The 25,856-nt window shown below is 68.0% G+C and carries 21 protein-coding genes and 1 riboswitch; of the genes, 6 read left to right on the forward strand and 15 right to left on the reverse strand.

Annotated elements, in window-relative coordinates:
• Positions 1–159 precede the first annotated feature (159 nt).
• Positions 160–1,266 carry a calcium-binding protein gene (locus tag BM297_RS22280; protein ID WP_092430523.1) on the reverse strand — a complete coding sequence of 369 codons (1,107 nt, stop codon included), beginning with the start codon at positions 1,264–1,266 and terminating at the stop codon, positions 160–162.
• A gap of 90 nt (positions 1,267–1,356) precedes the next feature.
• A riboswitch (cyclic di-GMP riboswitch) is annotated at positions 1,357–1,431 on the reverse strand.
• 503 nt (positions 1,432–1,934) lie between these two features.
• Here BM297_RS22280 and BM297_RS09260 point away from each other — a divergent pair.
• On the forward strand, positions 1,935–2,357 hold the full coding sequence (locus tag BM297_RS09260; protein WP_092430843.1) for a hypothetical protein: 423 nt from the start codon (positions 1,935–1,937) through the stop codon (positions 2,355–2,357).
• Between the two features lie 230 nt (positions 2,358–2,587).
• Positions 2,588–3,349: a tetratricopeptide repeat protein gene (locus BM297_RS09265; protein WP_175526625.1), complete on the forward strand. Its 762-nt coding sequence runs from the start codon at positions 2,588–2,590 to the stop codon at positions 3,347–3,349.
• Positions 3,350–3,536: 187 nt separating this feature from the next.
• Here the strand turns inward: BM297_RS09265 and BM297_RS09270 are convergent, their stop codons facing one another.
• The 6 genes from BM297_RS09270 to BM297_RS09295 form a co-directional block, all read right to left on the reverse strand.
• Positions 3,537–4,406: a patatin-like phospholipase family protein gene (locus tag BM297_RS09270; RefSeq protein WP_092430527.1), complete on the reverse strand. Its 870-nt coding sequence runs from the start codon at positions 4,404–4,406 to the stop codon at positions 3,537–3,539.
• Between the two features lie 76 nt (positions 4,407–4,482).
• Positions 4,483–5,892 (reverse strand): GntR family transcriptional regulator MpaR, encoded by a 1,410-nt coding sequence (gene mapR / locus BM297_RS09275; RefSeq protein WP_092430529.1) that lies wholly within the window; start codon positions 5,890–5,892, stop codon positions 4,483–4,485.
• Between the two features lie 171 nt (positions 5,893–6,063).
• The gene (gene ccoG / locus BM297_RS09280) at positions 6,064–7,476 is read right to left on the reverse strand and encodes a cytochrome c oxidase accessory protein CcoG (RefSeq protein WP_092430531.1); all 1,413 of its coding nucleotides are present in this window, start codon (positions 7,474–7,476) and stop codon (positions 6,064–6,066) included.
• A gap of 139 nt (positions 7,477–7,615) precedes the next feature.
• On the reverse strand, positions 7,616–7,813 hold the full coding sequence (locus BM297_RS09285; protein WP_092430533.1) for a hypothetical protein: 198 nt from the start codon (positions 7,811–7,813) through the stop codon (positions 7,616–7,618).
• Positions 7,814–7,880: 67 nt separating this feature from the next.
• Positions 7,881–8,633, reverse strand: a complete 753-nt coding sequence (locus tag BM297_RS09290) for a TIGR04283 family arsenosugar biosynthesis glycosyltransferase (RefSeq protein WP_139231044.1) — start codon at positions 8,631–8,633, stop codon at positions 7,881–7,883.
• Entirely contained in the window at positions 8,630–9,310 is a 681-nt protein-coding gene (locus tag BM297_RS09295) for a TIGR04282 family arsenosugar biosynthesis glycosyltransferase (RefSeq protein ID WP_217648251.1), read from the reverse strand. The genes BM297_RS09290 and BM297_RS09295 overlap by 4 nt, the downstream gene beginning before the upstream one ends.
• Before the next feature lie 129 nt (positions 9,311–9,439).
• On the opposite strand from BM297_RS09295, the gene arsS reads away from it, so the two are divergent.
• The 4 genes from arsS (at position 9,440) to BM297_RS09315 (ending at position 15,079) form a co-directional block, all read left to right on the forward strand.
• On the forward strand, positions 9,440–10,405 hold the full coding sequence (arsS, locus tag BM297_RS09300) for an arsenosugar biosynthesis radical SAM (seleno)protein ArsS (RefSeq protein ID WP_092430537.1): 966 nt from the start codon (positions 9,440–9,442) through the stop codon (positions 10,403–10,405).
• Positions 10,406–10,453: 48 nt separating this feature from the next.
• A complete protein-coding gene (locus tag BM297_RS09305) occupies positions 10,454–12,634 on the forward strand; it encodes an FAD-dependent oxidoreductase (protein WP_092430539.1) in 2,181 nt (726 codons plus the stop codon).
• Complete coding sequence (locus BM297_RS09310; protein ID WP_092430541.1) at positions 12,631–13,713, forward strand: FAD-dependent oxidoreductase; 1,083 nt, start codon at positions 12,631–12,633, stop codon at positions 13,711–13,713. The genes BM297_RS09305 and BM297_RS09310 overlap by 4 nt, the downstream gene beginning before the upstream one ends.
• A gap of 70 nt (positions 13,714–13,783) precedes the next feature.
• Positions 13,784–15,079 carry an MFS transporter gene (locus BM297_RS09315; RefSeq protein ID WP_092430543.1) on the forward strand — a complete coding sequence of 432 codons (1,296 nt, stop codon included), beginning with the start codon at positions 13,784–13,786 and terminating at the stop codon, positions 15,077–15,079.
• A gap of 97 nt (positions 15,080–15,176) precedes the next feature.
• Here the strand turns inward: BM297_RS09315 and BM297_RS09320 are convergent, their stop codons facing one another.
• From BM297_RS09320 to BM297_RS09355, 8 genes are all read right to left on the reverse strand, one after another.
• Entirely contained in the window at positions 15,177–15,452 is a 276-nt protein-coding gene (locus BM297_RS09320) for a hypothetical protein (protein ID WP_092430545.1), read from the reverse strand.
• 154 nt (positions 15,453–15,606) lie between these two features.
• Positions 15,607–16,080 carry a hypothetical protein gene (locus tag BM297_RS09325; RefSeq protein ID WP_092430547.1) on the reverse strand — a complete coding sequence of 158 codons (474 nt, stop codon included), beginning with the start codon at positions 16,078–16,080 and terminating at the stop codon, positions 15,607–15,609.
• Positions 16,081–16,282: 202 nt separating this feature from the next.
• Positions 16,283–18,058, reverse strand: coding sequence for a PHA/PHB synthase family protein (locus BM297_RS09330; protein ID WP_175526626.1), 1,776 nt, complete (start codon positions 18,056–18,058; stop codon positions 16,283–16,285).
• A gap of 281 nt (positions 18,059–18,339) precedes the next feature.
• Positions 18,340–19,770 carry a TolC family outer membrane protein gene (locus tag BM297_RS09335; RefSeq protein ID WP_092430847.1) on the reverse strand — a complete coding sequence of 477 codons (1,431 nt, stop codon included), beginning with the start codon at positions 19,768–19,770 and terminating at the stop codon, positions 18,340–18,342.
• A 69-nt stretch (positions 19,771–19,839) separates the two neighbouring features.
• On the reverse strand, positions 19,840–20,955 hold the full coding sequence (locus BM297_RS09340) for an ABC transporter permease (RefSeq protein WP_092430549.1): 1,116 nt from the start codon (positions 20,953–20,955) through the stop codon (positions 19,840–19,842).
• 1 nt (position 20,956) lies between these two features.
• Positions 20,957–23,695 (reverse strand): ribosome-associated ATPase/putative transporter RbbA, encoded by a 2,739-nt coding sequence (gene rbbA / locus BM297_RS09345; protein WP_092430551.1) that lies wholly within the window; start codon positions 23,693–23,695, stop codon positions 20,957–20,959.
• Positions 23,692–24,759, reverse strand: coding sequence for an HlyD family secretion protein (locus BM297_RS09350; RefSeq protein WP_092430553.1), 1,068 nt, complete (start codon positions 24,757–24,759; stop codon positions 23,692–23,694). Before BM297_RS09350 ends, rbbA begins: the two co-directional genes overlap by 4 nt.
• 74 nt (positions 24,760–24,833) lie before the next feature.
• Positions 24,834–25,598 (reverse strand): YoaK family protein, encoded by a 765-nt coding sequence (locus tag BM297_RS09355; RefSeq protein ID WP_092430555.1) that lies wholly within the window; start codon positions 25,596–25,598, stop codon positions 24,834–24,836.
• Between the last annotated feature and the right edge of the window lie 258 nt (positions 25,599–25,856).

Below are 25,856 nucleotides of genomic sequence, written 5' to 3' on the forward strand. Positions count from 1 at the left end.
TATTCCTGCTCCCGATACCTTGAGCATGGCGCGGGCTTCAGCGGCAAGGGTGAGATCGGCCTAACCACGAGTGTGCGGCCTGAGGGAAATGTAGCGCGCGCCGCGGCTCCCGCCACGGCATGCAGCCGATGGCGGGAGTGGTGAGGCAGGGGAGGGTTGTCAGGCGATGTTGAAGTTGATGGCGTTGTCGGCGATCTGTTCCAGGCTGTGGCCGTTGACCCCGATCAGCGTCAGGCTCCAGCTGGAGTCGGTCGCCAGGGTCAGCACGCTGTCATTGGCGCCATCGCCATCGACGTCCTGGCTAGTGTCGAGGGTGAACATGTCGAGGAACATGGCCTTGGCATCCGCCACCGTGGCACCGAGCCCGGAGAAGTCGAGCTTGTCGCTGCCCCAGGCGAAATCGATGATGCGGTCATTGCCGTCGCTGCTGGTGACCTGGGTTTCGGAGCCGAGGCTGAAGTCATCCGAGTAGTAGCGCTCCTGGCTTACCTTGCCAGTCTTCAGCATGACGCTGTCGCGATCACTGAACATCGTGTCCAGGTCCTCCTGGCTGATGCCCTCGATCCAGGGGGTGGCATCTTCACTCGCGTCGTTCTGGTTCAGGCCGATATTGACGATGCCGTCGCCATCGAGGTCCTCGCCCAGACCGTACTCGCTCACCAGATGATTGAGCCAGGCGGTGTACTGGCTGGCGAAGACGTTCTGCGTGGTGCCGTCGATCACTTCGCCACCACTCACTTGGCTGCCGAGGCCATTGGCGACCAGCCAGTCGGTGAAGCTGGAGCTGCCACCCCCGCCTTCAGTGACGGTGAAGCTGTACTTGAAGGTATCGGGATCGTTGCCGCCAGTGAGGATGTCGTCTCCGCTACCGCCGGTGAGGGTATCTTCGCCATTGCCGCCGTTGAGGGTGTCGTCGCCGCTGCCGCCATTCAGAACATCGTCACCGGTTGCGCCATTGAGGGTGTCATTGCCAGCGTCGCCGTTGAGGGTGTCGGCGCCTTGGTCGCCGTTGAGCGTATCGTTCCCCTCGCCACCATTGAGAGTGTCGTCCTGGGTTCCGCCGTTGAGGGTGTCGTTGCCGGCGTCGCCATTGAGGGTGTCGGCGCCATTGCCCCCGTTGAGCGTATCGTTCCCTTCACCCCCATTGAGAGTGTCGTCGCCGTTCTGCCCGTTGAGGGTGTCATCCCCCTCCAAGCCGTTGATGGTATCGGCGCTGCTAGTGCCATTCAGCGTTTCACCATTCACTGTGCCATTGATCAAAGCCATTTTCCTTCTCCCCTGTGCCCTGGCTCGCTGACGGTCGCACGCCCCATGCGCACGCTCGCCGTTTCCGTTCCGCTCACTGCGATAGATATGTCAGGCAACCCGGCTGTCTCGGGGAGATCCGTGGCTTTCCGAACCCGCATCGCTACGGGGGTGGCTTTATCAGGAAAAAATCTAGCCGTGTCCCGGAGTTACTGCCAATTGGCCAGTACATTCTTGCCCGGGAAAAGGCCCCTGTTCCTCGCGCAACCCTTTGAATAAGCGAGTATTTATCCCCGCTTTGGCCGCCGGTCGGACTGACAGTATTGTTACCAGTCAGAGATTATTAATTTACGCTATTAAACATAATGACATTGGGGGTGGATACACATTCCAATCCGTGCTGTCCGGGTAATCAGGCAGGAGGGGGCGTGTAGCGAGGCGCAGGGCGGCATGCTGGTCACGATTGCAAGGATCAGGCGTCCTGATCGGACTTGCCGCCTAGCTCATGCGTGCTTGCAGCGCTCCGAAACCCGGCAAACCGGTCTACCATATGCCCCGTCCAGCCCGCGCAGGCCGGGCGAGCGCGTGTTCACTTGCCGAGCGCGCAACGACAACCGGCAACCTTGATAGCGGAGATCGACGTGAACCCCAACGACCAACAACCCGTGCTGGACGAAGTCTGGGTACAGATGTGCAATGCCGACGGTCTTGACCCGGCCAGGCGCCTTGCCGCCCGCCAGAGCGTCCTCGACCATCCCGATGCGCAGGAGTGCACCGTCTACCGTCCGGACGAAAACGACCCGGATGCCGAGGAAGAAGACCTCGGCGATGCCCGCATCCTGTTCACCGGGCCGTTCCAGGCCCCGGAAGACTGGGACGAGGAGGAGCTTGCCGAGTTCTTCGGCGACGACGATCCCGAGTTGTTCGTGACCGCCTTCGTCGAGTGTGAAGCCAAGCCGGCATCGTCCCGCTTCTTCGTGCCGGACGTCGGCGACTATGTCGCGGTCATGGCGGCGCCGGGTGAAGTGCAGATGTTCTATGTGTGCGACTACAGCGAGGACGACGACGGTCGGCAGTGCGTCCTCATTCGCGACGACCAGCCGCTCGACTAGCCTGCTATTCGCCCGCGACGGTGGTCTGTGGCGAGCCACATCCCCATGCCCATGGTGATGTGGCTCAGGCGCTCGGGAACGAGTGCAGCGAAACGCAGTCGAACGGGCGCGCCAGAGCACCTCAGGGATCATGCGGCCCGCACGCATGACGAGGGGCACTGGTGGGAAGCACACCGAGATCTGGACGACCGCTCACCGACATGATGAAAACCCCCTTGAGGACTCCCGGCTTGTGGCCGGCACTGCTGTTCAGTACCGCCGCTGCGCTGTTTTGCGCCGACGCCGGTGCCGCACCCTCGTCAGCGCGACAGGTCAATCCGGCGGCGAGCGCGCTGCTGGAAAGCGCCGCCCAGAGTCTGCATGCCGGCCAGTTGGATCAGGCCGCGGCGACCCTGGAGCGCGCGCTGCGCATCGAGCCACGCAACCCGGCGATCCTCCACTACCTGGGGCAGACTCGCCTGCAGCAGGGCCAGTATCAGCAGGCCGAGTCCCTGGCGGCCAAGTCCAACACCCTGGCTGGCCGCGATTTAGACCTGCGCGAGCGCAACGCCTGGCTGGTTGCCGAGGCTCGACAGGCTGCCGAGCAGGACCTTGCCCCGGCGGTCGACGACCGCGAGCGACTGGCCCTGCAACAGCAGCTGGACGAGGAGATCGAGCGGCGCCGGCAGGCCGAAGCCCAGGCTCACGCGCTGCGCGAACAGCTGGAGCAGGAGCGGGTCCAGGCCGCGGCTGAAGAGTGGCCCGCGGAAGAACACCAGCCGGAGTGGGACGAGCGTGGTTTCGCGGAGCGCGCGCCGTATGAGGTACGCAAGGCGGCGTTCGACGGGAGGGATGAGCGAGGGGCTGGGCGCATCCCGCGGGGCCATCGGCCACCACGTGGCCTGTGCCGCATCTGGTTTCCCGGCCGCTCTCCGGGGCACCAGCCGCCGCCTGGCGATTGTCGTGAACTGCACTACCACTTGCCGGCGGGTGCCTGGCTGATCCGCGGTTAGTGGCCTGTTTGGTCAGTTCAGTCAGTCAATACCGGCGCCCATGGCCCCGCTACTGCGTTGCCACTCCTCGCCATAGCCCTGCTATGCCTCGTCGCGGCGCCTTGTCTCGGAACCATGCTCATCCGAGCTTGGGTTGACCAACTAACCGCACAGGCCGCAAGGCGGCTGGTCGGCGCTCCGCGTGGGCTTACATCCCCATGCCCCCATGGTGATGGGGCTCGAGCGCGCCGGGCACGCCGCTGCGCTCGAGTCCGCCGGCGTCCAGCCACTTGCGGGTCTGCCGCTGCGCCCGTTGCAGCAGCTCGGCGGTGTGCGAGAAGTCGAACAGCGACACGCTCTGTGGGCACAGCGGGGCAACCACATGGATGCTGGCGCTGGAGGCATGCAGTTCGATGTCGCGCACCAGCTGGCGCATGCTCATCAGGTTGAGGGTGTGCAGGGCGAGGGCCACCAGGCCGCTGGGCGGCTCCTTGCAGGCGCAGCCAAAGCCGGTCGGCAGCACCAGGATGCGCGTGGCGCCCAGCGCCACGGCACAGGCAATCGGCGTGTTGCTGCCGACCCCGCCGTCGACCAGCAGCTTGCCGCCCTTCGGCACCGCCGGAAACACCAGGGGAATGGCGGTGCTGGCCAGCAGGGCCTGTTCGACATCGCCATGGGACAGCACGATCTCCGCGCCGTTGAGCAGGTCGGTGGTGACGATGTGCAGCGGCAGCTGGGTTTCCTCGATGCGGCGCACCGGCAGGGCGCGGCGGATCAGGCGCTTCAGGGCGGCGGGCTGCAGCATGTGACTGCGGTGATGCAGCAGCGCGCCGAAGGCGTCGCTCAGCGAGAGGGGGAAGACGTCCGCCTTGCGCAGCCCCAGCCAGATCTCCGCCAGCTCGGCGACCCCGGCGGGGGTTGGCCGTGAAGCAAAATAGGCGCCGTTGATGGCGCCGACCGAGGCGCCGACGACCAGATCGAAGCTCACCCCGGCGTCCACCAGTGCCTGCAGCATGCCGACCTGAACCGCGCCGAGGCTGCCGCCACCGGCGAGAACCAGTGCGGTGTCCCCTGACATGGGCTACCTCCCGCTGCGCAAGGATCGTTTAGTGCCAAGCATAGCCGCGCCCCTGCCGGCGCTGCGCCAAGCCGGCTCAGAACGAGGCGAGGATGCGCCCGAGCACTTCCATGCCACGCTCGCTCTGCGCGTCCCACGGGTGGCCGTAGTTGAGCCGTGCGCAGTTGCCAAAGCGCCGGGTGGCCGAGAAGATCGGCCCCGGCGCCAGGCTGATGCCCTGGGCCAGGGCGAGCTGGAACAGCTGCAGCGAGTCGACCTGTTCGGGGAACTCGAACCACAGGAAATAGCCGCCGGCCGGCCGGGTGACCCGCGTGCTGGCCGGGAAGTGCCGCGCCGCCGAGGCGAGCATCGACGCCTGCTGGGTCTCCAGGGCGTGGCGCAGCCGGCGCAGGTGGCGATCAAAGCCGCCGTGCTGCAGGTAGTCAGCGATGGCCGCCTGCGCCGGCACCGACGGCGAGATGGTGGTCATCAACTTGAGCCGGCGGATCTGCTCGGCGTAGCGGCCGCCGGCCACCCAGCCGACCCGGTAGCCCGGTGCCAGACACTTGGAGAACGAGCCGCAGTGCATCACCAGGCCCTCGCGGTCGAAGCTCTTCACCGGCTTGGGCGGCTGGCTGCCGAAGTACAGCTCGGCATACACGTCGTCCTCGATCAGCGGCACCTGATGGCGCTGCAGCAGGTCGTACAGCGCGCGCTTCTTGTCTTCGCCCATGCTGGCGCCGAGCGGGTTCTGCAGGCTGCTCATGAACCAGCAGGCCTTGATCGGCAGGCGCGCCAGGCTGTCCTCCAGACTGGCGAGGTCGATGCCCTCTCGCGGGTGCACGGGGATCTCCACCGCCTTGAGTTCCAGGCGTTCGAGCACCTGCAGGGTGGCGTAGAACGCCGGCGCCTCGATGGCCACCAGATCGCCCGGCCGGGTCACGCACTGCAGGCACAGGTTGAGCGCCTCCATGGCGCCGGTGCTGATCACCAGCTCCTCCAGCGGCAGCATCACCCCGCTGACCATGTAGCGCAGGGCGATCTGCCGGCGCAGGTCGGCGTTGCCCTCGGTCATGTCGGCGATCACCGCGTGCGGCGACAGCTCGCGCACGGCATGGCTCATCGAGCGCGCCAGGCGGGCGAGGGGGAACAGGTCGGGGCTGGGGAAGGCCGAGCCGAACGGCACGGTGTTGGGGTCCTTCAGCGAGCCGAGCACCGAGAACACCAGCTCGCTGACGTCGACCACGCTGGTCTGCGCCGCCCGCGCACTGACCTCGGGCTCGGGCAGCGGGCGCTTGGCCAGTTCGCGCACGAAGTAGCCCGAACGCGCCTGGGCGAGGATCAGGCCGCGGCTTTCCAGCAGGTAGTAGGCCTGGAACACCGTCGACGGGCTGACCCCGTAGGTGCGGCTGGCGTGGCGCACCGAGGGCACCTTCTGGCCGGGAGCCAGCACGCCGGTGCGGATCAGCGCGGCGATCTCGTCGGCGAATTTCTCGTAGCGCTTCATCTTGTCGGGATTCACCGGGACGGCAACTGAGACAAGCGAGTCTACCGAGTTCGTGTGGCTCATGGCTCAGCTCCGGGAGTTGGGTTGCCACCCGACGGTGCAGGGGCGAATTCATTCGCCTTGACGCGGTCGTTGGCAAATGAGTTCGCCCCTACGTAGAGCACGATTGGCTCAACGATTGACCGGCGAGACGAAGGTGCTCCGCGTGCTGACGCGTACCTGTTCATCGTCCAGGTCCACCACCGCGAAGCGCAGCGGCGTGGCGCTGTCCGGGGCGCGCTCGGCGGTCAGCGCCACGCTTACCGCGACGTCGAGGATCTCGCCCGGCGCCAGTTGCAGCTCGCGCTCGCCCTGCAGCACGAAGGGGCCGGGTTCGACCAGGGAGAGCGCGTAGCGGTGCGGCTGCTGGGTCTTGTTGATCACCTTGAGGCGGTAGATGTTCTCGATCTGCCCCTCGCTGTTCTCGCGGAACAGGCCGCGGTCCTTGGTCACGTCCAGTTGCACCAGCGGACGCACGCTCAGCGCCCAGCCGAAGGCGCCGAACATCAGCAGCAGTGCGGCGGCGTAGCCGACCAGGCGCGGACGCAGCCAGCGGGTCTTGCCGCCGGCCAGCTCGCGTTCGGAGCTGTAGCGCACCAGGCCGCGGGCGTAGCCCATCTTGTCCATGATGCTGTCGCAGGCGTCGATGCAGGCGCCACAGCCGATGCATTCCAGCTGCAGGCCGTCGCGGATGTCGATGCCGGTCGGGCAGACCTGCACGCACAGGGTGCAGTCGATGCAGTCGCCGAGGCCGGCGGCCCTGTGGTCGACTTCCTTCTTGCGCGTGCCACGGCTTTCGCCGCGGGCGCTGTCGTAGGACACGGTCAGGGTATCGGCGTCGAACATCACGCTCTGGAAGCGCGAGTAGGGGCACATGTCGCGGCACACCTTCTCGCGCAGCCAGCCGGCGTTGCCGTAGGTGGCGGCGGTGAAGAAGAACACCCAGAAGGCGCTGGTCGAGTCCAGTTGCAGGGTGAACAGGTCGTGCACCAGGGCGCGGATCGGCGTGAAGTAGCCGACGAAGGCCAGCGCGGTGACCAGGCTCACCGCCAGCCACAGGCCGTGCTTGGCGCTGCGGCGCAGCAGCTTGGCGGCCGACCAGGGCGCGGCGTCCAGCTTGATGCGCTGCTGGCGGTCGCCCTCGGTGACCTTCTCCACCCACATGAACACCCAGGTCCACACGCTCTGCGGGCAGGTATAGCCGCACCACACGCGGCCGGCGGCCACGGTGATGGCGAACAGGCCGAAGGCGCAGATGATCAGCAGCGCCGAGAGGAGGATGAAGTCCTGCGGCCAGAAGGTGGCGCCGAAGATGTAGAACTGGTGCTCGGCCAGGTCCCAGAGCACCGCCTGACGATCGCCCCAGTTCAGCCAGGCGGTGCCGAAGAACAGCAGGAACAGCGCCCCGGCGCCATACAGGCGCAGGTTGCGGAACAGGCCGGTGAAACTGCGCGTGTGAATGGCGCCGCCGGCTTGCGCCGGCGTCAGGCGTGTCGGCCGCGGCTCGATCGTCTCGACGATCCTGGCGGGAATGCGTTCGCTCATGGGGATGGCTCCATCGGGCCTACAAAAGATGGGGCCATGATCCGCGCGTGGCTGGCGAGGAAACAGACTCAGATCCGTCGATAAAAAGCGGATCAGATGGGCGATGGGGCATGCCGCGGGGGCGTCTGCCCCCGCGCATTCAGGCGCCGAACTGAATGGTGGTCGCGGCGAAGATCCCGTACAGGAGCCAGCCGAGGCCGCCAGTGACCGCGAGGGCCATGCCGCCCAGCCAGATGCCCAGGGCGATCTCCCAGGCCAGGCGCCGCTCGCGGCGCGGTGCCGCCACCACGCGGGGCGGGTAATCGTCGTAGTCGTCTTCGTCTCGGGTGGCGCGCATGGTCTGTTTACCGCTGGGGTGATCGATTTCGGGCGCGGACGGTAGTCAATTTCCAGCCGGCCTGCAATCACTTCCGGACGTCGGAAGGCCGCCCTTCGGCACTGCTGGCCGCCGCGCGCGGTCGTCCGGCATATAGCCTGGCCAGCCGCTGCGGAGCCACGCCCAGGACAAAGCCCAGGGCCAGCAGGCGGTTGCGCAGGGAGCGGCGCCACCAGCCGTCGCGCTGCCAGCGCCGCGGGCTGACCTGCAAGCCCCGCTCGATGCGGCGAAAATCGCCGTATTCGCGCAGCCCCTCGACCAGCGGGACTTCCTCGAACAGCGGCCAGGGCGCGTGCTGGCCGACGGCGAAGTAGGCGTCGCGGCGGGCGAACAGGCCCTGGTCGCCGTAGGGCACACCGATCCGGTTACGCCAGCTCACCAGGCGTTCGAGCAGGCGGCCCTGCCAGCCCGGGGTGCCGCTGAAGCGGAAGGCGAAATAGCCGCCTGCTGCACCGCTGGCGATGGCCTGGACCAAGGCGGCCAGCGGCTGGTGGTCGAGCTCGGCATCGGCATGCAGGAACCAGAGGATCTCGTGCTCGGCCAGCGCGGCGCCCTGGCGCAGTTGCTCGCCGCGGCAGGGTTGCGCCGCCGACCAGAGTGCTCCGTTAGCAAGGCAGGTCGCGCGGCAGCGCTCGCTGCGCGCGGCGTCGACGACGATGAGTTGCAGCGGCTGGCCGCCGTCGTCCTGCGCGGCCTGCCGCAGCTGGCCGAGCAGGCGCTCGAGGACAGCCTCGTCGTGCAGGCAGGGGATGATCACGCTGACCGCGGCCGGTGTGCTCATGCCCGCTCGGCGCTGCTGGCCGCCAGGGTGTGCAGCAGCCGGCGCCGCGCGGGACGCGGATCTTCGGCCAGGGCGCGCAGGGCGTGCTGCAGGTCGGCTGGCTCGTCGATATCGAAGGACTCGCCGCACACCCGCAGCGAATGGCCGGCAGCACGGCAGGCCGCGGCCAGCGCCTGGCCCAGCGCGGGGGTGCTCCAGGGCAGGGCAGCCAGATCCGGCCACGGCCGGTTGGAAGCCATCAGCACCACGCCGCCGTCGCGGGCGGCGAGCAGCACCGTGTCCACTTCCGCCAGGGCCTCACGCACCTGCCGGTAGTCGTCTTCGCCCAGGGCCGGTGCATCGCTGCCGATGAACACCAGACTACGCTGGCCGGCGGCGCGCAGCGTGCGGTCCAGGGCATTCAGCCGCTCGCCCAGGTTGCCGGGTGTCTGCGCCAGGCAGCGCGAGAGCGGGGCGCGTGCGCCGGCCCAGTCGCGATGCTCGGTCCGGTCCGGGGCAATCACCGTGGCGCCGGGCCAGTGCACCAGGTCCTCGAGCGCACAGTCGAGCAGCCGCTCGGCAATCCGCCAGGCCTGCTGGGTGCCGAGGCTGACGGCCAGGCGCTGCTTGCCGTGGCCGAGGGCAGGGCGCTTGCAGACCAGCACCAGGGTGGGGGGAATCGCGCTACGCTGGGGCATGGGCGGGACTCGCGACAGGCAGGGCGGCATGGCGTCCCGCTAATCCACAGGAAACCTATAGTCAGTATGGGCGCCCGCGCGCCCTTTGCCGCTTTCCGTGGCCCAGGTGACCGAGGAGGCCCCGCCGCCATGCACGACACTCTGCCCCTGCTCAACGCCCTGGACTTTCCGAGCCTTCGTCGCGGCCAGCTGGAGGCCCTGCAGGTCAACCTGACCTACCGCTGCAACCAGCGCTGCCTGCACTGCCACGTCAATGCCGGGCCGACGCGCACCGAGAGCATGAGCGACGCCACACTGGCGATCCTCCATCGGGTGATCGACGCCCATCCGGTGCACACCCTCGACCTGACCGGCGGCGCGCCGGAGATGCATCCGCGCTTTCGTCAGCTGGTCAGCCATGCGCGGCGCGAGGGCTTGCGGGTGATCGACCGCTGCAACCTGACCATCCTCGGCGAGCCGGGGTACGCGGATCTGGCCGGGTTTCTGGCCGGGGAGGGCGTGGAGATCACCGCCTCGCTGCCGTGCTACGCGCGGGACAACGTCGACCGCCAGCGCGGCGACGGGGTGTTCGCGCGCAGCATTGCCGGCCTGCACCAGCTCAATGCGCTGGGCTACGGCCAGCCGGACAGCGGCCTGCTCCTCAATCTGGTGTACAACCCGCAGGGGCCGAGCCTGCCGCCGCCGCAGGCGGCGCTGGAGGCCGACTACAAGGCGCACCTGGCCGCGGAGTTCGGCATCGTCTTCAATCACCTGCTGACCATCACCAACCAGCCGATCGCCCGCTTCGGCAGCACGCTGGTCAGCAAGGGCCAGTTCAACGCCTACCTGCAGCTGCTCAGGGACAGCTACCGGCCCGAGAACCTCGCGGCGGTGATGTGCCGCTCGCTGGTCAGCGTCGACTGGCAGGGCTACCTGTACGACTGCGACTTCAACCAGATGCTCGGTCTGCCGCTCGAGCTGATCGGCCGCCAGCGTGCCCATCTGCACGATCTGCTGCGCGCTACGCTGGACGGCAACCCGATCGTCACCCGCGACCACTGCTTTGCCTGCACCGCGGGGCAGGGTTCCAGCTGCGGCGGCGCGCTCAAGGGCTGAAGGAGCCATCGACATGGCAACGATTACTCTGGTGCCGCGGGGGCGGGCATGAGCACGCGCCGGCTGGTCCTGCTCGGCGTGCTGGCGACACTTGTCGCCGCGTTCTTCCTGTTCGACCTCGACCGGTACTTCAGCCTCGAGGCGCTCAAGGCCCGCCAGGCCGGGCTGGATGCCGAGGTGGCCGCGCAGCCGTGGCGGGCCGCCGGCTTGTATCTGCTGGTCTACGTGGCGGTGACCGCGTTGTCGCTGCCCGGCGCCACCCTGTTGACTCTCATCGGCGGCGCGCTGTTCGGCTTGCTCGGCGGCACCCTGCTGGTGTCGCTGGCCTCCACCCTGGGCGCGACCCTGGCCATGCTGATCAGCCGCTTCCTGCTGCGCGACTGGGTGCGCAGCCGCTTCGCCACGCGCTTGGCCGCCATCGACAAGGGCATCGCCGAGGAGGGCGCCTTCTACCTGTTCGCCCTGCGTCTGGTGCCGCTGTTCCCGTTCTTCCTGATCAACCTGGCCATGGGCCTGACCCGCCTGCCGGTGCGCACCTTCTGGTGGGTCAGCCAGCTCGGCATGCTGCCGGGCACCCTGGTCTACGTGAACGCCGGGCGCGAGCTGGGCCAGCTCGATTCGCTGGGCGGCATCCTCTCGCCGGGGCTGCTCGGCGCCTTCGTCCTGCTCGGGATCTTTCCGCTGCTGGCGCGCAAGTCGCTGGCCTGGCTCAAGGCGCGTCAGGTCTACGCCGGCTGGCAAAGGCCGCGGCGCTTCGAGCGCAATCTGGTGGTGATCGGCGCGGGGGCCGGCGGTCTGGTCAGCGCCTACCTCGCCGCGGCGGTGAAGGCCAAGGTGACCCTGATCGAGAAGCAGCGCATGGGCGGCGACTGCCTGAACACCGGCTGCGTGCCGTCCAAGGCGCTGATCCGCTCGGCGAGGCTGGCCAACGAGCTGCACAAGGCCGAACGGCTGGGCTTTCGCAATGTCGCCGGCGAGGCGGATTTCGCCGCGGTGATGGCGCGGGTGCAGCGGGTCATCCAGCAGGTCGAGCCGCACGATTCGGCCGAGCGCTACACCGAGCTGGGCGTCGAGGTGATCGCCGGCGAGGCGCGCATCACCTCGCCGTGGACGGTGGAAGTCGACGGCCGCACCCTGAGCACCCGCGCGATCATCATCGCCGCCGGCGCCCAGCCGCTGCTGCCGCAGATTCCCGGCCTGGCCGCCATGCAGCCGTACACTTCCGACACCATCTGGAGCCTGCGCGACAAGCCCGGCCGGCTGCTGGTGCTGGGTGGCGGACCGATCGGCTGCGAGCTGAGCCAGGCGTTCCAGCGCCTCGGTTGCCAGGTGATCCAGGTCGATCGCAACGAACGCCTGCTGGCGCGCGAGGACAGCGACGCCAGCGTGGCGGTGATGGCGCGCTTTCGCGCCGAGGGCATCGACCTGCGCCTGCGCCATCAGGCCGAACGTTTCGAGACGCTGGGCGGACAGCGCCAGTTGGTGGCCCGCGACCGCGACAGCGGCGAGACCGTGACGATCCCTTTCGACGTGCTGCTGGTCGCCCTCGGCCGGGTGGCCAACGTCGAGGGTTACGGGGTGGACGCGCTGCAGCTGACCCTGCGCCCGAACCAGACCCTGGAGACCGACGAGTTCCTCGCCACCCGCTACCCGAACATCTTCGCCGTCGGCGATGTCACCGGGCCGTACCAGTTCACCCACTTCGCCGCCCACCAGGCCTGGTACGCCGCGGTCAACGCGCTGTTCGGCGATTTCCGCCGTTTCCGCGCCGACTACCGGGTGATTCCCCATGCCATCTTCACCGACCCGGAAGTGGCGCGGGTCGGCCTGTCGGAGGACGAGGCGCACGCCCGCGGCATCGCCTGCGAGGTGACCCGCTACGGTCTCGATGAGCTGGACCGCGCCATCGCCGACGAGGCCGGCTATCCCGATGGCCGCTACGGCTACGTCAAGGTGCTCACCGTGCCGGGGCGTGACCGCATCCTCGGCGTGACCATCGTTGGCGAACACGCCGGCGACCTGCTCGCCGAGTACGTGCTGGCGATGCAGCACAATCTCGGCCTGAACAAGATCCTCGCCACCGTGCACACCTACCCGACGCTGGCCGAGGCCAACAAGTACGCCGCCGGCGCGTGGAAGCGCGCCCATGCGCCGCAGGCCGTGCTGCGCGCGCTGGCGCGCTTCCATAGCTGGCGACGCGGGCAGGCCAGGGGAGGGCGCCGCCGGTGACGGCCGCCTTCGATCTGCTGCTGGTCGGCGCGGGCCATGCCCATCTGGGCGTGCTGCGCCTGTGGGCTGGCGGCCAGCGACCTGCCGGACGCATCGCGCTGATCTGTCCCGAGCCCTATGTCTGGTATTCCGGCATGCTGCCGGGGCTGCTGGCCGGGCGCTACTCGGCCGAGCAGTGCCGCATCCCCCTGCAGCCGCTGTGTGCGGCGGCCGGCATCGAGTGGCTGGCCGCGGCGGTGACGGCGCTGGAGGCGGACACCCGCACGCTGGGCCTGAGCCGCGGCGATGCGCTGCAGGCTCGCTGGCTGGCGCTGAATCCTGGCTCGCTGCCCAGCGCGCCAGCGCAGGAGGGCGCGGGCATGGAGCTGCTGGCGGTCAAGCCGTTCCCCGCCTTCATCGCCCGCTGGCAGCTCTGGCAGCGGCAGCCCGAGCCGCTGGCGATCCTCGGCGGCGGCGCGGCGGGCGTCGAGCTGGCCCTGGCCATGGCCCGGCAGGTGCCGGCGCTGGCGCTGTTCAGCGCGGCGCCGCTGCTCGCCGGCCATCCGCCGGCACTGCGCGAGCGGGCGCTGCGCCACCTGCAGGCGGCCGGGGTGCAGGTTCACGAGCGCTGTGCGGTCGAGCGGATCTGTGCCGATGCGCTCATCGCGGCAGGCCAGCCGGTGTGGCGGGGGCGGCGGCTGATCCTGGCCACCGGAGCCAGTCCGCTGCCCTGGTTGCGGGCCTCGGGGCTGGCCTGCGATGACAGAGGCTTCGTCGCGATTGCGCCCACGCTGCAGAGTCTTTCCCATCCGCAGATATTCGCCAGCGGCGATTGCGCCAGTCTGCCCGGTACGCTGCGCAACGGCGTCTATGCAGTCCGCCAGGGGCCGGTACTGGCCGGTAACCTGGCCCATGCGCTCAACGGCGAGGCCCTTGCCGCCTACCACCCGCAGCGGCATGCGCTGGCGTTACTGGCCGACGGCCAGGGCGGGGCGCTGCTGAGCTGGGCCGGGCTGACCGCGGAAGGGGCTCCGTTCGGACGCTGGAAGGACTGGCTCGACCGCAGTTTCATGCGTCGGCATGGCGCCGCCGAGCGCTGAGCCCGGCATCGGTGCGCCGATGGCGCGGACTGTCGCCGCCAATATCGCGGCCTGAGGGGACGACGAGCACATGGATCTTCAGCAGGGTATCCGGGCCAATCTGGGGCAGTTCCTCCACCAGCTGCTGCAAGTGCTGCTGGTAGGGCTCACCATCGGCATGATGCGCACCGTGGTGCCCGCACTGGCCGAGTCGGAGTTTGGCGTGCCGAAGGATTCCTTCGTCCTGCTCAGTGTTTTCGTGGCGGCGTTCGGCGTGGTCAAGGGGATGATGAATTTCGTCGCCGGCCGGCTTTCCGAGCGGCTCGGGCGCAAGCGGGTACTGCTGCTGGGCTGGCTGGTGGCGTTGCCGATCCCGCCGATGATCTGGTACGCCCCCGACTGGAACTGGATCGTGCTGGCCACGGTGCTGCTCGGCATCAACCAGGGCCTGACCTGGTCGATGACCCAGACCGCCAAGCTCGACATCACCCGCCTCGACGAACGCGGCCTGACCATCGGCCTCAACGAGTTTGCCGGCTACCTCGGCGTGGCACTGGCCGGCATTGCCACTGCCTATCTGGCAACCCTGCTCGGCGCTCGAGTGGGGCTGCTGGTCTTCGGCCTGGGCACCATCGCAATGGCCCTGCTGTTTACTCTGCTATGGGTCAAGGACACCTTGCCCTGGGCCCAGGCCGAAGCGAGCCGTCAGCGCCAGGGAGCTACCCCGCAGCCCCTGCCGCGCTATCCGCGCAATGTGTCCGCGCAACCGGGCACCTGGGAAATCTTCGCGCTCATGTCCTGGCGCGACCGCCGCCTGGCTGCCCTCAGCCAGGCGGGCCTGGTCGAGAAGTTCGTCGACGCCCTGGTCTGGGTGTTCTATCCGCTGTTTCTCTATCGCCAGGGCGTCAGCCTACCGAATGTCGGCTGGATCATCGGTGTCTACGGATTCGTCTGGGGCGGCTCGCAGCTGTTCACTGGGCGGCTATCCGACCATATCGGCCGGCACCGGCCCAATGTGTGGGGCATGTGGATCTGTGGGGCCGGCGTGGCGATGATGCTGCTGGGCGATGGCGTGGTCTGGTGGGGCCTGTCGGCGGCCGTCGCGGGCTTTGGCATGGCCCTGCTCTATCCCAACCTGTCGGCAGCGGTGGCCGATATCTCTCACCCGTCCTGGCGTGGTTCGGCCATCGGCATCTATCGTTTCTGGCGCGACCTTGGCTACGGCGTCGGTGCCCTTGGGCTCGGACTGGCTGCCCACTTCGGTGGGCAAATGGAAGCCGCGTTCTGGTTCGTCACCTTGTCGATGTTCGCCTCCGGGGCGCTGCTCGCCTGGCTCGGCGAGGAAACCCATCCAGTGATCAATCCTGCCGACCCTGGTGTCGTCTAGCTGCGTCCCGGGGCGTGGAGCCTCCGGCAAGGATAGCCAGCGCCCTCGAATCGAGGCCCTGCCGCCCATTGCTCCGCGATGCGGCTGCGCAGGCAGCTCAATGCAGCAGCAGGTAGGTGTCGTCGTCGGCCTGAACCTGCTCGAAGACCCATTGCCAGTAGCCCAGCTCACTGCGCCCGCTGTTCACGGCCTTGCGCCAGTCAGGTCGGGAGAAGTGCGGGTGCTCGCCAGGGAAGGCGCTGCTTTCGTACTTGTGCTGCAGTTCGCTGGGCGAGAACAGGAAGTCGTCCAGGTCGTAGGGCGCGGCTCTGCGCAGGGGGATGGCAAGCCTCAAGGGGGTGGCAAGACCGGGAATCGAGAAAGACAAAGACATGTTGGGCTCCTTGGTGCAGGCAGCTAGGCATGTTGCCCTCGAACCCGGCGTGGGACGAAGGCTTTACGAGTCGGGCAGGCTGGAGCGCCTGCCTCTCAACTACTGTATATGTATACAGATAAAAATCAAGGCCCCGCCTGCCGTTCCCCTGGCTTCAGTGCGGTTTGCGTGCGGAGGGCTTGCGGCGGCCGCCGGGTTCCAGCGGGGTGAGCAGGTGCAGATAGTCCTGCAGGTAATCCTGCAGGGTGGTACTGATCGGCATGGCGCCGGAGGTTTCCTTGAGGGCGGCAGAACTTGCCTGCTGCCAGTTGGACACGGCTTCCTGGGCGGCGCTGTTGAAGGCGGTCTGGTTGGCGAGGGTGGTTTCCGCCAGGTGTTGCACGGCCTGGGTCTGCAACTGCATGGCCTTCCACAGCAGGTCGCTGGAGACGACGCCCAGGGTATTCCAGTCGCTGGCGTCGAGCATGCGGGTAGCGGCGCTTTCCAGTTCCGTGGCGCAGGTATCGAGCGAGCGGCTGCCGGCGTCGCCCCAGCGCAGGGCGTTTTCCCGCATCAGATCGCAGACCCGGAAGTAGAACTGCAGATTGACCTTGAACAGGGACAGCGAGGATTTGGCATCGAGGTACATGGCGAGCTCCTACTGACTGTTAACGGTGGAAAGCGGGTGGGCGGCTTCAGCAGGCTGTTGAAAAACTGCCTGCGTTGCCGATGCTGCGTTGAAAGCAGCCGCAAAATGCTCATTTACAACCCGTAAGCTGCGCTCTTCCGGCTGCTCTTGCCTTGCCTCGCCGACGTCTTTCAACAGCAGCCTGCCGGACCTGGGCCAAGGCTTATTTGTGCCGCACATACTCCCCGGGGGCGTCGCCGAGCACGGCGTAGCCCTGGTCCGCAGCGCCGATGCCCGGAGTGGCCTGTGGCGCCGAGGAGCGGGTGTTCAGCCAGTCGAGCCATTCCGGCCACCAGGAGCTTTCGTGGCGGGGCGCGCTGGCCAGCCAGGCATCGTGGCTGACGAAGTTGCCGCCGGCCGGTCGTTGCATGACCTGATAGTGACGCCGCGGCCGGCCCGGTTCGCTGACGATGCCGGCGTTGTGGCCGCCGCTGGTGAGGACAAAGGTGATCTCGGTCGGGGTCAGGTAGTGCAGCTTGAACACCGAGCGCCACGGCGCGACGTGGTCCTGGGTGGTGGCGACACAGAAGATCGGCGTGTCGATGTCGCTCAGCGACACCGGCCGGCCGCCAACCGGATAACGCCCCTCGCTGAGGTCGTCATTGAGGAACAGGCGGCGCAGGTACTGGCTGTGCATGCGCGACGGCATGCGCGTGGCATCGGCGTTCCAGGCCATCAGGTCGTTCATCGGCGCACGTTCGCCCATCAGGTATTCGCCGACCATGCGCGACCACAGCAGGTCGTTGGAGCGCAGCAACTGGAAGGCGCCGACCATCTGCCCGGCGGTGAGGTAGCCGGTCTCCTCCATCTGCGCCTCGAGCAGGCTGACTTCGCTTTCGTCGATGAACAGCGCCAGTTCGCCCGGCTCGGTGAAGTCGGTCTGCGCGGTGAACAGGCTGATCGAGGCCAGGCGCTCGTCGTTGTCGCGGGCCATGGCGGCGGCGGCGATCGCCAGCAGGGTGCCGCCGAGGCAGTAGCCGGTGGCATGCACCTTGTGGCCGGGCACGATGGCGTTGATCGCCTCGAGGGCGGCGAAGAAGCCGAGCTGCAGGTACTCGTCCATGCCCAGGTCGCTGTCTTCGGCATTCGGGTTCTTCCAGGACAGGCAGAACACCGTATGCCCCTGGTCGACCAGGTACTTGACCAGCGAGTTGTGCGGCGACAGGTCGAGGATGTAGTACTTCATGATCCACGCCGGCACGATGAGGATCGGCTCGGGGTGGACGGTCTCGGTGGTCGGGGTGTACTGGATCAGTTCGATCAGGCGGTTCTTCAGCACCACCTTGCCGGGCGTCGCGGCCACGTCGCGGCCGACCACGAAGTCCTCGGCGCCGGCCGGCGGTTTGCCGGCGGCCATGCGTTCGAAGTCTTCGAGAGCATGCAGCATGCCGCGCACCAGGTTGGCACCGCCGCTCTCGACGGTGCGCTGCAGTACCACCGGGTTGCTCGGCAGGTAGTTGCCGGGCGAGAAGATGTCGAGCAGCTGGCGGGCGGCGAAGGCGACCACGTCCTCATGATGGCGGGATACGCCGCGCACGCCGTGGGTCGCCGCATGCCACCACTCCTGGCCGAGCAGGAAGGATTGATGCATCAGGTTGAACGGCCAGTTGTGCCATTCCTTGGCGACGAAGCGCTTGTCCCGGCGTGGCGGTTCGACACATTCGTGCGCCGGACAGTCCGGCGTGGCGAGGGTGACTTCGCGCAGATACTTGGTGAGCCGGTGGCTCTGCTCCAGTGACAGGTTGAACAGCTCCAGCTGCTTGCCGGGCGAGCCGGCGAGATGACTGGACCAGTCGATCAGGGCGAGCAGCAGGGCGGTGGGCGAAACCGACGAACTGGCGCGGGCGATGGCGGCATGGACCTTGAGGTCAAGGGGATTGGGCGTCGGCGTGCTGGGTGGCGCCGGATGAACCGCGGGCGGCGGGGTAATCATGTTCATCTTCTACTCCTTGATTGGCGCACAGAAAAAACCTCGCGGCTCTGCAGCCTGTCGATCACGACAGCGCTGACACTGTCATTCAGAGCCCGGGGGAAGGGGAGTGACCAAACGCCGCGGCCACGAGGCATACGGTCCCCCCCCCAGCGATGCCGGTGCCGCTGGAAAGCATAGCCCGGCTTGAGCGGATTCACGGTTATTGCCGACCTCGATGGCACCAGCGGTCGCCGTCCGGACTGCCCGAGCCGCATGGGCGCGGGGGCGGACGGCATCCCTCCGGTCGCTCAAGGCTGGCCATCCTGACGAGCGGACAGAGGCGGCAGGAAATCCCGGTCCGGGTCGTAGTCGGGTTTGAGGAAGCGCGAGAGGTCATGCAGGTCCGCGGGGCTGAGGGTGCCGGAGGCCTGTTTCAGGCGCAGGTGGTCGATGATGTAGTCGTAGCGCGCGTTGTTGTAGTTGCGCACCGAGTCGTACAGTTGGCGCTGGGCGTCCAGCACGTCGACGATATTGCGAGTGCCGACCTCATAGCCGAGCTCGGTGGCCTCCACGGCGCTCTGGTTGGAGACGATCGCCTGCCTGCGTGCCTGCACCTGGGCCACGTCGGTGTTCATCGCGCGGTGGAAGTTGCGGGTGTCCTGAACCACCAGGCGGCGCAGGCTCTCGCGCTGGTGCTCGCTCTGGGTCAGGCGCTGGTACGACTCGCGCACCTGCGAGCCGGTCAGGCCGCCGCTGTACAGCGGGATGTTCAGCTCGAGGCCGATGCTCTGCCGCTCGACATCGCCGGCAATCCGGCGGATCTCGCCCACCCGGCTGGCAAAGTCGGTATTGGTGTAGCCGAGGCGGTCGTTGTCGCCACGCTCGTAGCGGGCGACCAGATCCAGGGTCGGTGCGTGGCCGGCCTTGCGCTGGCGCAGGGTCTGCTCGGCACCGCTGACGGCGAACTGGCTGGCCTGCAGCTCGAGGTTCTTGTGCATCGCGGTGTCGACCCAGGCCTTGGCGTCGTTCGGGGTCGGCGGGGCGACCGGCAGGCTGTGGCGGATGCCCTCGACGAAGCTGTAGTCGCGCGCGGTCAGGGTGGCCAGCGCCTGGAAGGCGTCGTCCACGTCGCGCTCGGCGCCGATGCGGTTGGCGCGCGCGGTGTCGTGGCTGGCCTGGGCCTCGAGCAGCTCGGTGCGGTCCGACAGACCGACTTCGAAGCGCGCGCTGGCCTGCTCGAAGTGGCGCTGCAGGGCCGCTTCCTCGGCGCGGGTGGCGGCCAGGGTGTCCTGGGCGCGCAGCACGGCGAAGTAGGCCTGCGCACTCTGCAGGATCAGGTTCTGCTCGATGGCCGCCAGTTGCAGGGCGGCCTGTTCGCTGACCGCCTTGGCCGCCTGCAGCTGGTACCAGCGGTCGGCGCGGAACAGCGCCTGGCTGAGGCTGGCCTGGTACAGCAGGCCGCTGCGCCCGAAGCTCACCGAGGGGTCGTCCAGTTCGGTCTGGATGTCGCTGACGCTGGCGCCGCCATTGAGCTGCGGCAGCAGACCGGCGCGGGCCTGTGGCACCCCTTCCTGGCGCGCCAGGTAGTCGGCGCGGGCGGCGGCCAGGTCGGCATTGTTGTCCAGCGCCTGCTGGTAGACGCCGATCAGGTCGGTGCGGGTCGACGGAGCCGCCTGCTCGGCCAGCAGCAGGCCGGGGACGCCTGCGAGCGCAATCGCCAGGGCCAGTCTGCGCAGAATGCCGGGTGTCCTGTTCAAAGCGTGACTCCTTGTGCGGTGGTGGGTTGCGCGCGTCATGCCCAGTATCCGTCACTGCAGCGATTTGCGCAGGCGCGACAGGGCGCCGACGAAGAATGCCGTGCCGATCCCTGCCAGGGCCAGCAGTTGCGGCCAGACGATGTCGGCGCCGGCGCTGCGGAACAGGATGGCCTGGGACAACTGGACGAAATGGGTGGTGGGCGCGACCAGCATCACCTGCTGGACCAGCTCGGGCATGCTCTCGCGCGGGGTGACGCCGCCGGAGAGGATGTGCAGCGGAATCATCACCAGGATGGTCAAGAGGCCCAGCTGCGGCATCGAGCGCGCCACGGTGCCGAAGAAGATACCCATCGAGGTGGTGGCGAACAGGTGCAGGGCTGCAGCGCCGATGAACAGCGTCAGCGAGCCCTGCAGCGGAATGTCCAGCCAGCCGCGCACCACCACGGCCAGCGAGAAGGCGGCGGCAGCCAGCACTACCAGGCCCATCGACCAGACCTTGCCGAGCATGATCTCGAAAGGGGTGACCGGCATCACCAGCAGGTGCTCGATGGTGCCGTGCTCGCGCTCGCGGATCAGTGCCGCACCGGTGAGGATCATCGCCAGCATGGTGATCTGGTTGACCACCTCGTTGACCGCGCCGAACCAGGCGCGGGTCAGGTTGGGGTTGAAGGCGGTGCGCACCACGGCCTCGACCGGCAGGGCCTCGGCGCTGCGGTAGCGCTGCACGAACTCGGCCACCTCGTCGGCGACGATCTGCTGGATGTGCCCGGCGCCGGTGAACGCCTGGCTGACCTGGGTGGCGTCGACGTTGAGCTGGATGGCCGGCCGACGCCCGGCGAGCAGGTCCTCCTGGAAACCCGGCGGAATGTTCAGGGTGAAGGTGTAGCGGCCGTCGTCCATGCCGCTGTCCATCTGCGCATGGTCGATGTACACGGGTGGCACGAAGTAGGGCAGCTGGAAGGCGTTGAGCAGGCGCTGCGAGACCGGCGAGCGGTCCTCGTCGACCACCGCGATGGTGGCGCGGTTCGGTGCCTCGGGGATGGCGGTGGCGCTGGAGTAGATCGCCAGGGTGAAGGAGTAGACGATCAGCACCACCAGCGCCGGGTCGCGGTACAGGCTGCGCAGTTCCTTGAAGCCAAGCTGGAGGATGTTGCCGAGGGCGCGCATGTCATTTCTCCTGCTTGCGCAGGCCGGCGACGCTGGCCAGGGTCAGCAGCGGGATGGCCACCAGCAGGGGGATGAAGGAGGGCAGCAGATCGCTCAGGTCGAGCGCCTTGGAGAACACCCCACGGCTGATGGTCAGGAAGTGGCTGGTCGGGTACAGCTCGCCGATGAAGGCGCTGGCGCCCTCCAGCGCCGACACCGGATGGGTCAGCCCGGAGAACTGGATGGCCGGCAGCAGGGTGGCGATGGCGGTGCCGAAGATCGCCGCGATCTGGCTGCGCAGGATCGACGACATCAGCAGGCCCAGGCCGGTGGAGCAGGTGATGTACAGCAGGGCACCGATGCTCAGGGTCAACAAGCTGCCCTTGAGGGGAATACCCATGACCAGCACGGCCAGCAGCACCATGGTGAAGAAGTTGACCATGGCGAGAGCGATATAGGGCAGCTGCTTGCCGAGCAGGAACTCCAGGCGGGTGGTCGGTGTGACGTAGAAGTTGGTGATCGAGCCCAGCTCCTTCTCGCGCACCACGCCGAGGGCGGTGAGCATCGCCGGGATCATCATCAGCAGGATCGGGATCATCGCCGGCACCATGGCCGGCAGGCTCTGCACGTCCGGGTTGTAGCGGTAGCGGATGGCCACCTCGGCGGGCTGGGTGCTGTCCACCCCGGCCTGGCGGGCCAGTTCCTGCAGGTAACTGGCGTGCAGGCCCTGCACGTAGCCCTTGATGGTGTCGGCGCGCACCGGCATGGCGCCATCGATCCAGAACGCCACCTGCGGCTGGGCGCCGCGTTTGAGGTCGCGGCCGAAACCGGGCGGGATCTCGATGGCCAGGCTGATATAGCCGCTGCGCAGGCGCCGGTCCAGCTCGGCATGGCTGTGCAGTGGCGCCTTCTCGATGAAGTAGCGCGAGCCGGCGATGTTGAGCAGGTAGCTCTGGCTGGTGGTGGTCTGGTCGCGGTCGAGCACCGCGTAGGTGAGGTTCTCCACGTCGAAGCTGACCCCGTAGCCCATGATGAACATCAGCAGCACGGTGCCGAGCGTGGCCAGCAGGGCGCGCACCGGGTCGCGGCGCAGTTCCATGGACTCGCGGCGGCTGTAGCTGAGCAGGCGGCGCAGGCTGAAGCGCGCGTGCTGCTCTCGGCTGCCGGCGACTCTTTCCGGCGGTGCCGGCGTCACGGCCGCTGCGCCGGGCTGCTGCTCCTCGGCTTCGGCCAGGGCATCCTCCAGGTAGGCGATGAAGGTCGCCTCGAGGGTCGGCAGGCCGCGCTTGGCCATCAGCGCCTGCGGGGTATCGCTGTCCAGCACCCGGCCTGCGTGCATCAGCGAGATGCGGTCGCAGCGCAGCGCCTCGTTCATGAAGTGGGTGGAGATGAAGATGGTCACCCCTTCCTCGCGCGACAGTTGCACCAGCAGCTCCCAGAAGCCGTCGCGGGCGATCGGGTCGACCCCCGAGGTGGGTTCGTCGAGGATCAGGATCTCCGGGTCGTGGATCACCGCCACCGCCAGCGACAGGCGCTGGCGCACTCCCAGCGGTAGACGGTCGGGCAGGCTGTCCACCGCGTCCTGCAGCTCGAAGCGCTCGAGCATCTCCTGGATGCGCGCCTGGCGCCGCTCGGCGGGGAGGTGAAACAGCCGGGCATGCATCTCGAGGTTCTGCAGCACGCTCAGCTCGCTGTACAGCGAGAAGGCCTGCGACATGTAGCCGACCCGCTGGCGGGTCTGCAGGTCGTGCGGGTCCACCGGCTTGCCGAACAGCAGCGCCTCCCCCGCACTGGCCGGCAGCAGGCCGGTGAGCATCTTCATGGTGGTGGTCTTGCCGCAGCCGTTGGAGCCGAGAAAGCCGAAGATCTCCCCGCGCTCGATGCGGAAATTCACCCGGTCGACCGCCACGAAGTCGCCGAAGCGCATGGTCAGGCCGTGCGCCTCGATGGCGACGCCCTCGCAAGCGCAGCGCGGCGGGATCACCAGAGCCTGGTGGTGCCGGCGGCGGTCCTCCGGCAGCAGGCGGATGAAGGCTTCCTCAAGGTCGGCGCTTTGCGTGCGCGCCAGCAGTTCGTCCGGAGAGCCGGTGGCCAGCACGTGGCCGGCGTCCATCGCCACCAGGTGATCGAAGCGCTGCGCCTCGTCCATGTAGGCGGTGGCCACCAGCACGCTCATCTGCGGGCGCTCGGCGCGGATGCGCTCGATCAGCTCCCAGAACTGGTTGCGCGACAGCGGGTCGACGCCGGTGGTCGGCTCGTCGAGGATCAGCAGGTCGGGGTCGTGGATCAGCGCGCAGCACAGGCCGAGCTTCTGCTTCATGCCGCCGGACAGCTTGCCGGCCGGGCGGTCGAGGAAGGGATGCAGGCCGGTGCTGCGGGTCAGTTCGTCGATCCGCCAGCGGCGCTCCGCGCGCGCCTGGCCGAACAGGCGGGCGAAGAATTCGAGGTTCTCGAATACGGTCAGGGTCGGGTAGAGGTTCTTGCCCAGGCCCTGCGGCATGTAGGCGATGCGCGGGCAGACGGCGCGGCGGTGATGCCGCGAGGCCATGTCGCCATCGAGGACGTGGACCGAACCTTCCTGGAGCTGCCGGGCGCCGGCGACCAGCGCCAGCAGGCTGGACTTGCCGACGCCGTCCGGGCCGATCAGGCCGACCATGCGCCGGGCCGGGATGTCCAGGCTGATGCCGTCCAGGGCGCGGGTCTTGCCATAGACGAGGCTGACGTTGTCGAGCTGGGCGACCGTCCGTGGCGACTCCTTCATGGCCCGACATTCACCTGCAGGTGGGCGGGCCACTCGGCCTCAGGATCGAGCTTGAGGTAGGCCATGCCGGGCAGGCCGGTCTTCACCTGATCCTGATGTTTGCGCAGCAGTTCGGGATCGATGCGTGCCTTGACCCTGAACATCATCTTTTCCCGCTCGCTGGCGGTTTCCACGGTCTTGGGGGTGAACTGGGCGACGCTGGCGACGTAGCTGACCCTGGCCGGGATCACGAATTGCGGCGCGGCGTCGATCACCACGCGCACCTCGCTGCCCAACGCCACGCGGCCGGCCTGGCGCTCGGGGAGGAAGAAGGTCATGTAGACGTCGGCCAGGTCGACCAGGTTGAGCACCTTGCCACCGGCACCGAGCACCTCGCCGGCCTGTGCCACGCGGTACTGCACGCGGGCCACGCGGTCGGTCTTCAGCGCGCTGTCGTCAATGTCGGCCTGCAGACGCACCACGGTCGCTCTAGCGGCTTCCAGGGTCGATTCGGCCTCGACCGCCTCCGACTCGGCGGCCTTGATCGCGGCAGCGGCCGACAGCACCTGCGCGCGCGCGGCGGCCAGCGCGGCCTGGGCGCTGAGCATGCGGGCGCGGTCATCGTCGAGCTGCTGGCGGGATACCGCGCTGCGCTTGACCAGGGTGTCGGTGCGCTGGAAACGCTTTTCCGCCGCGGTCAGTTCCGCCTGGCGCTGGTAGACCACCGCCTCGGCGGTGGCCTGCTCGCTCTGCCGCTGGGCCACCCGCGCGCGGGCGGTGAGGATGGCGCTCTCGGCCTTCTTCACCTGCGCAGTGGCCTCGCTCAGTTGGGCGCGCAGCACCTCGGTATCCATGCGGGCCAGCTCCTGGCCGGGCTGCACGAAATCACCCTCGTCGACCGCGATCGCGGCGATGCGCCCGGCCAGCTTGGTGGCCACGTCGATCTCGGTGGCCTCGATGCGCCCGTTGCCGCTGACGAAGCCCTCACCCAGCCCTTTGGGCTGCAACTCCTGCCAGACCAGCAGGCCGCCGCCAATCAGGGCCGCCAACAGGATGCCGCGGCCGATCCATTTCCGATGCTTCATCTCTTGCTTCCGTCAAGAAGGAGTGCTGTCGCCCAGTCTGGCAGTTGCCCGTGACTGCGGGGGTGTTTTCGACCTTAACGCCGGCGCCGCCACAATTGCCAGCCCAGGCGCAGATCGTCCAGCACCGGCACCAGCGCCAGGGTCAGCAGCAGCGCCGCCAGCGGCACGGTGGACAGAAAGCCGAAGTGCTGGAAACCGAAGGCGCCGCTGACCCCGCCCGCGAAGAAGCAGCCGACCAGCAGGGCGTTGATGCGCAGGCGTTCGCGATTGGCGCGCACCGGCGCCTGGCCCGGGCGCTCGTTGCGGTTGACGTAGAGCAGCTTGCCCAGCTCGATGCCGATGTCGGTGACCATCCCGGTGATGTGGGTGGTGCGGATCTCCGCGTTGGAGAGCTTGGTGATGATGGCGTTCTGCAGGCCCATGATGAAGCACAGCAGCATCACCGTCACCGGCACGAAGAAGCCCGGAATCTCCATCAGCCGCGCGCCCAGTACCCCGAAGCACAGCAGCAGGAAGGCCTCCAGCAGCAGCGGCAGGGCGAACTGGCCGTGCAGGCGGCGTCGGCGCGAGAAATTGATCAGCAGGGTAGAGGTGATGGCCCCGCCGATGAACGACAGCAGCCCGCCGAGGCCGCCCAGCACCAGGTCCGTCTTGCCGAGCGCCAGGTTGTCGGCCATCGAGGAGACGATGCCGGTCATGTGCGAAGTGTACTGCTGCACGGCGAGAAAGCCGCCGGCATTGGCCGCGCCGGCGATGAACGCCAGGCACAGACCGAGCTGGCGATTGCTCTGCTTGGAGCGGCGGCGGTCGGTGAGACGGCGTGCGTACTTGATGGGCATGGCTCCGGGGATTCCCTCCGTCCGGGCTGCGGGTTGGACGGGGCGATTATACGACCGGGCTGCGGCAAGCGGGCGAGTAGTGTGGCCTTGCGAAGCGCCGGGCTAAACGGGAGGCGGGGGCAATCCAAGCTATACGTTATTTAACATAATGAAATATCAGTATATGCAGTCCGCCAATTCAACTCCGTGCAGCGCCAGTAATCAGCCAGAACAGACTCGTGGGACCGCAGTCGTCGCGCCCGCCCATGGCTACGCAAT

Source organism: Geopseudomonas sagittaria (assembly GCF_900115715.1).
GTDB lineage: Bacteria > Pseudomonadota > Gammaproteobacteria > Pseudomonadales > Pseudomonadaceae > Geopseudomonas > Geopseudomonas sagittaria.

Coding starts and splice junctions, on each gene's coding strand:
- BM297_RS22280 (WP_092430523.1), bottom strand. CDS start 1,266: ATGGCTTTGATCAATGGCACAGTGAATGGTGAAACGCTGAATGGCACT.
- BM297_RS09260 (WP_092430843.1), top strand. CDS start 1,935: ATGTGCAATGCCGACGGTCTTGACCCGGCCAGGCGCCTTGCCGCCCGC.
- BM297_RS09270 (WP_092430527.1), bottom strand. CDS start 4,406: ATGTCAGGGGACACCGCACTGGTTCTCGCCGGTGGCGGCAGCCTCGGC.
- mapR (WP_092430529.1), bottom strand. CDS start 5,892: ATGAAGCGCTACGAGAAATTCGCCGACGAGATCGCCGCGCTGATCCGC.
- ccoG (WP_092430531.1), bottom strand. CDS start 7,476: ATGAGCGAACGCATTCCCGCCAGGATCGTCGAGACGATCGAGCCGCGG.
- BM297_RS09285 (WP_092430533.1), bottom strand. CDS start 7,813: ATGCGCGCCACCCGAGACGAAGACGACTACGACGATTACCCGCCCCGC.
- BM297_RS09290 (WP_139231044.1), bottom strand. CDS start 8,633: ATGAGCACACCGGCCGCGGTCAGCGTGATCATCCCCTGCCTGCACGAC.
- BM297_RS09295 (WP_217648251.1), bottom strand. CDS start 9,310: ATGCCCCAGCGTAGCGCGATTCCCCCCACCCTGGTGCTGGTCTGCAAG.
- arsS (WP_092430537.1), top strand. CDS start 9,440: ATGCACGACACTCTGCCCCTGCTCAACGCCCTGGACTTTCCGAGCCTT.
- BM297_RS09305 (WP_092430539.1), top strand. CDS start 10,454: ATGAGCACGCGCCGGCTGGTCCTGCTCGGCGTGCTGGCGACACTTGTC.
- BM297_RS09315 (WP_092430543.1), top strand. CDS start 13,784: ATGGATCTTCAGCAGGGTATCCGGGCCAATCTGGGGCAGTTCCTCCAC.
- BM297_RS09320 (WP_092430545.1), bottom strand. CDS start 15,452: ATGTCTTTGTCTTTCTCGATTCCCGGTCTTGCCACCCCCTTGAGGCTT.
- BM297_RS09325 (WP_092430547.1), bottom strand. CDS start 16,080: ATGTACCTCGATGCCAAATCCTCGCTGTCCCTGTTCAAGGTCAATCTG.
- BM297_RS09330 (WP_175526626.1), bottom strand. CDS start 18,058: ATGAACATGATTACCCCGCCGCCCGCGGTTCATCCGGCGCCACCCAGC.
- BM297_RS09340 (WP_092430549.1), bottom strand. CDS start 20,955: ATGCGCGCCCTCGGCAACATCCTCCAGCTTGGCTTCAAGGAACTGCGC.
- rbbA (WP_092430551.1), bottom strand. CDS start 23,695: ATGAAGGAGTCGCCACGGACGGTCGCCCAGCTCGACAACGTCAGCCTC.
- BM297_RS09350 (WP_092430553.1), bottom strand. CDS start 24,759: ATGAAGCATCGGAAATGGATCGGCCGCGGCATCCTGTTGGCGGCCCTG.
- BM297_RS09355 (WP_092430555.1), bottom strand. CDS start 25,598: ATGCCCATCAAGTACGCACGCCGTCTCACCGACCGCCGCCGCTCCAAG.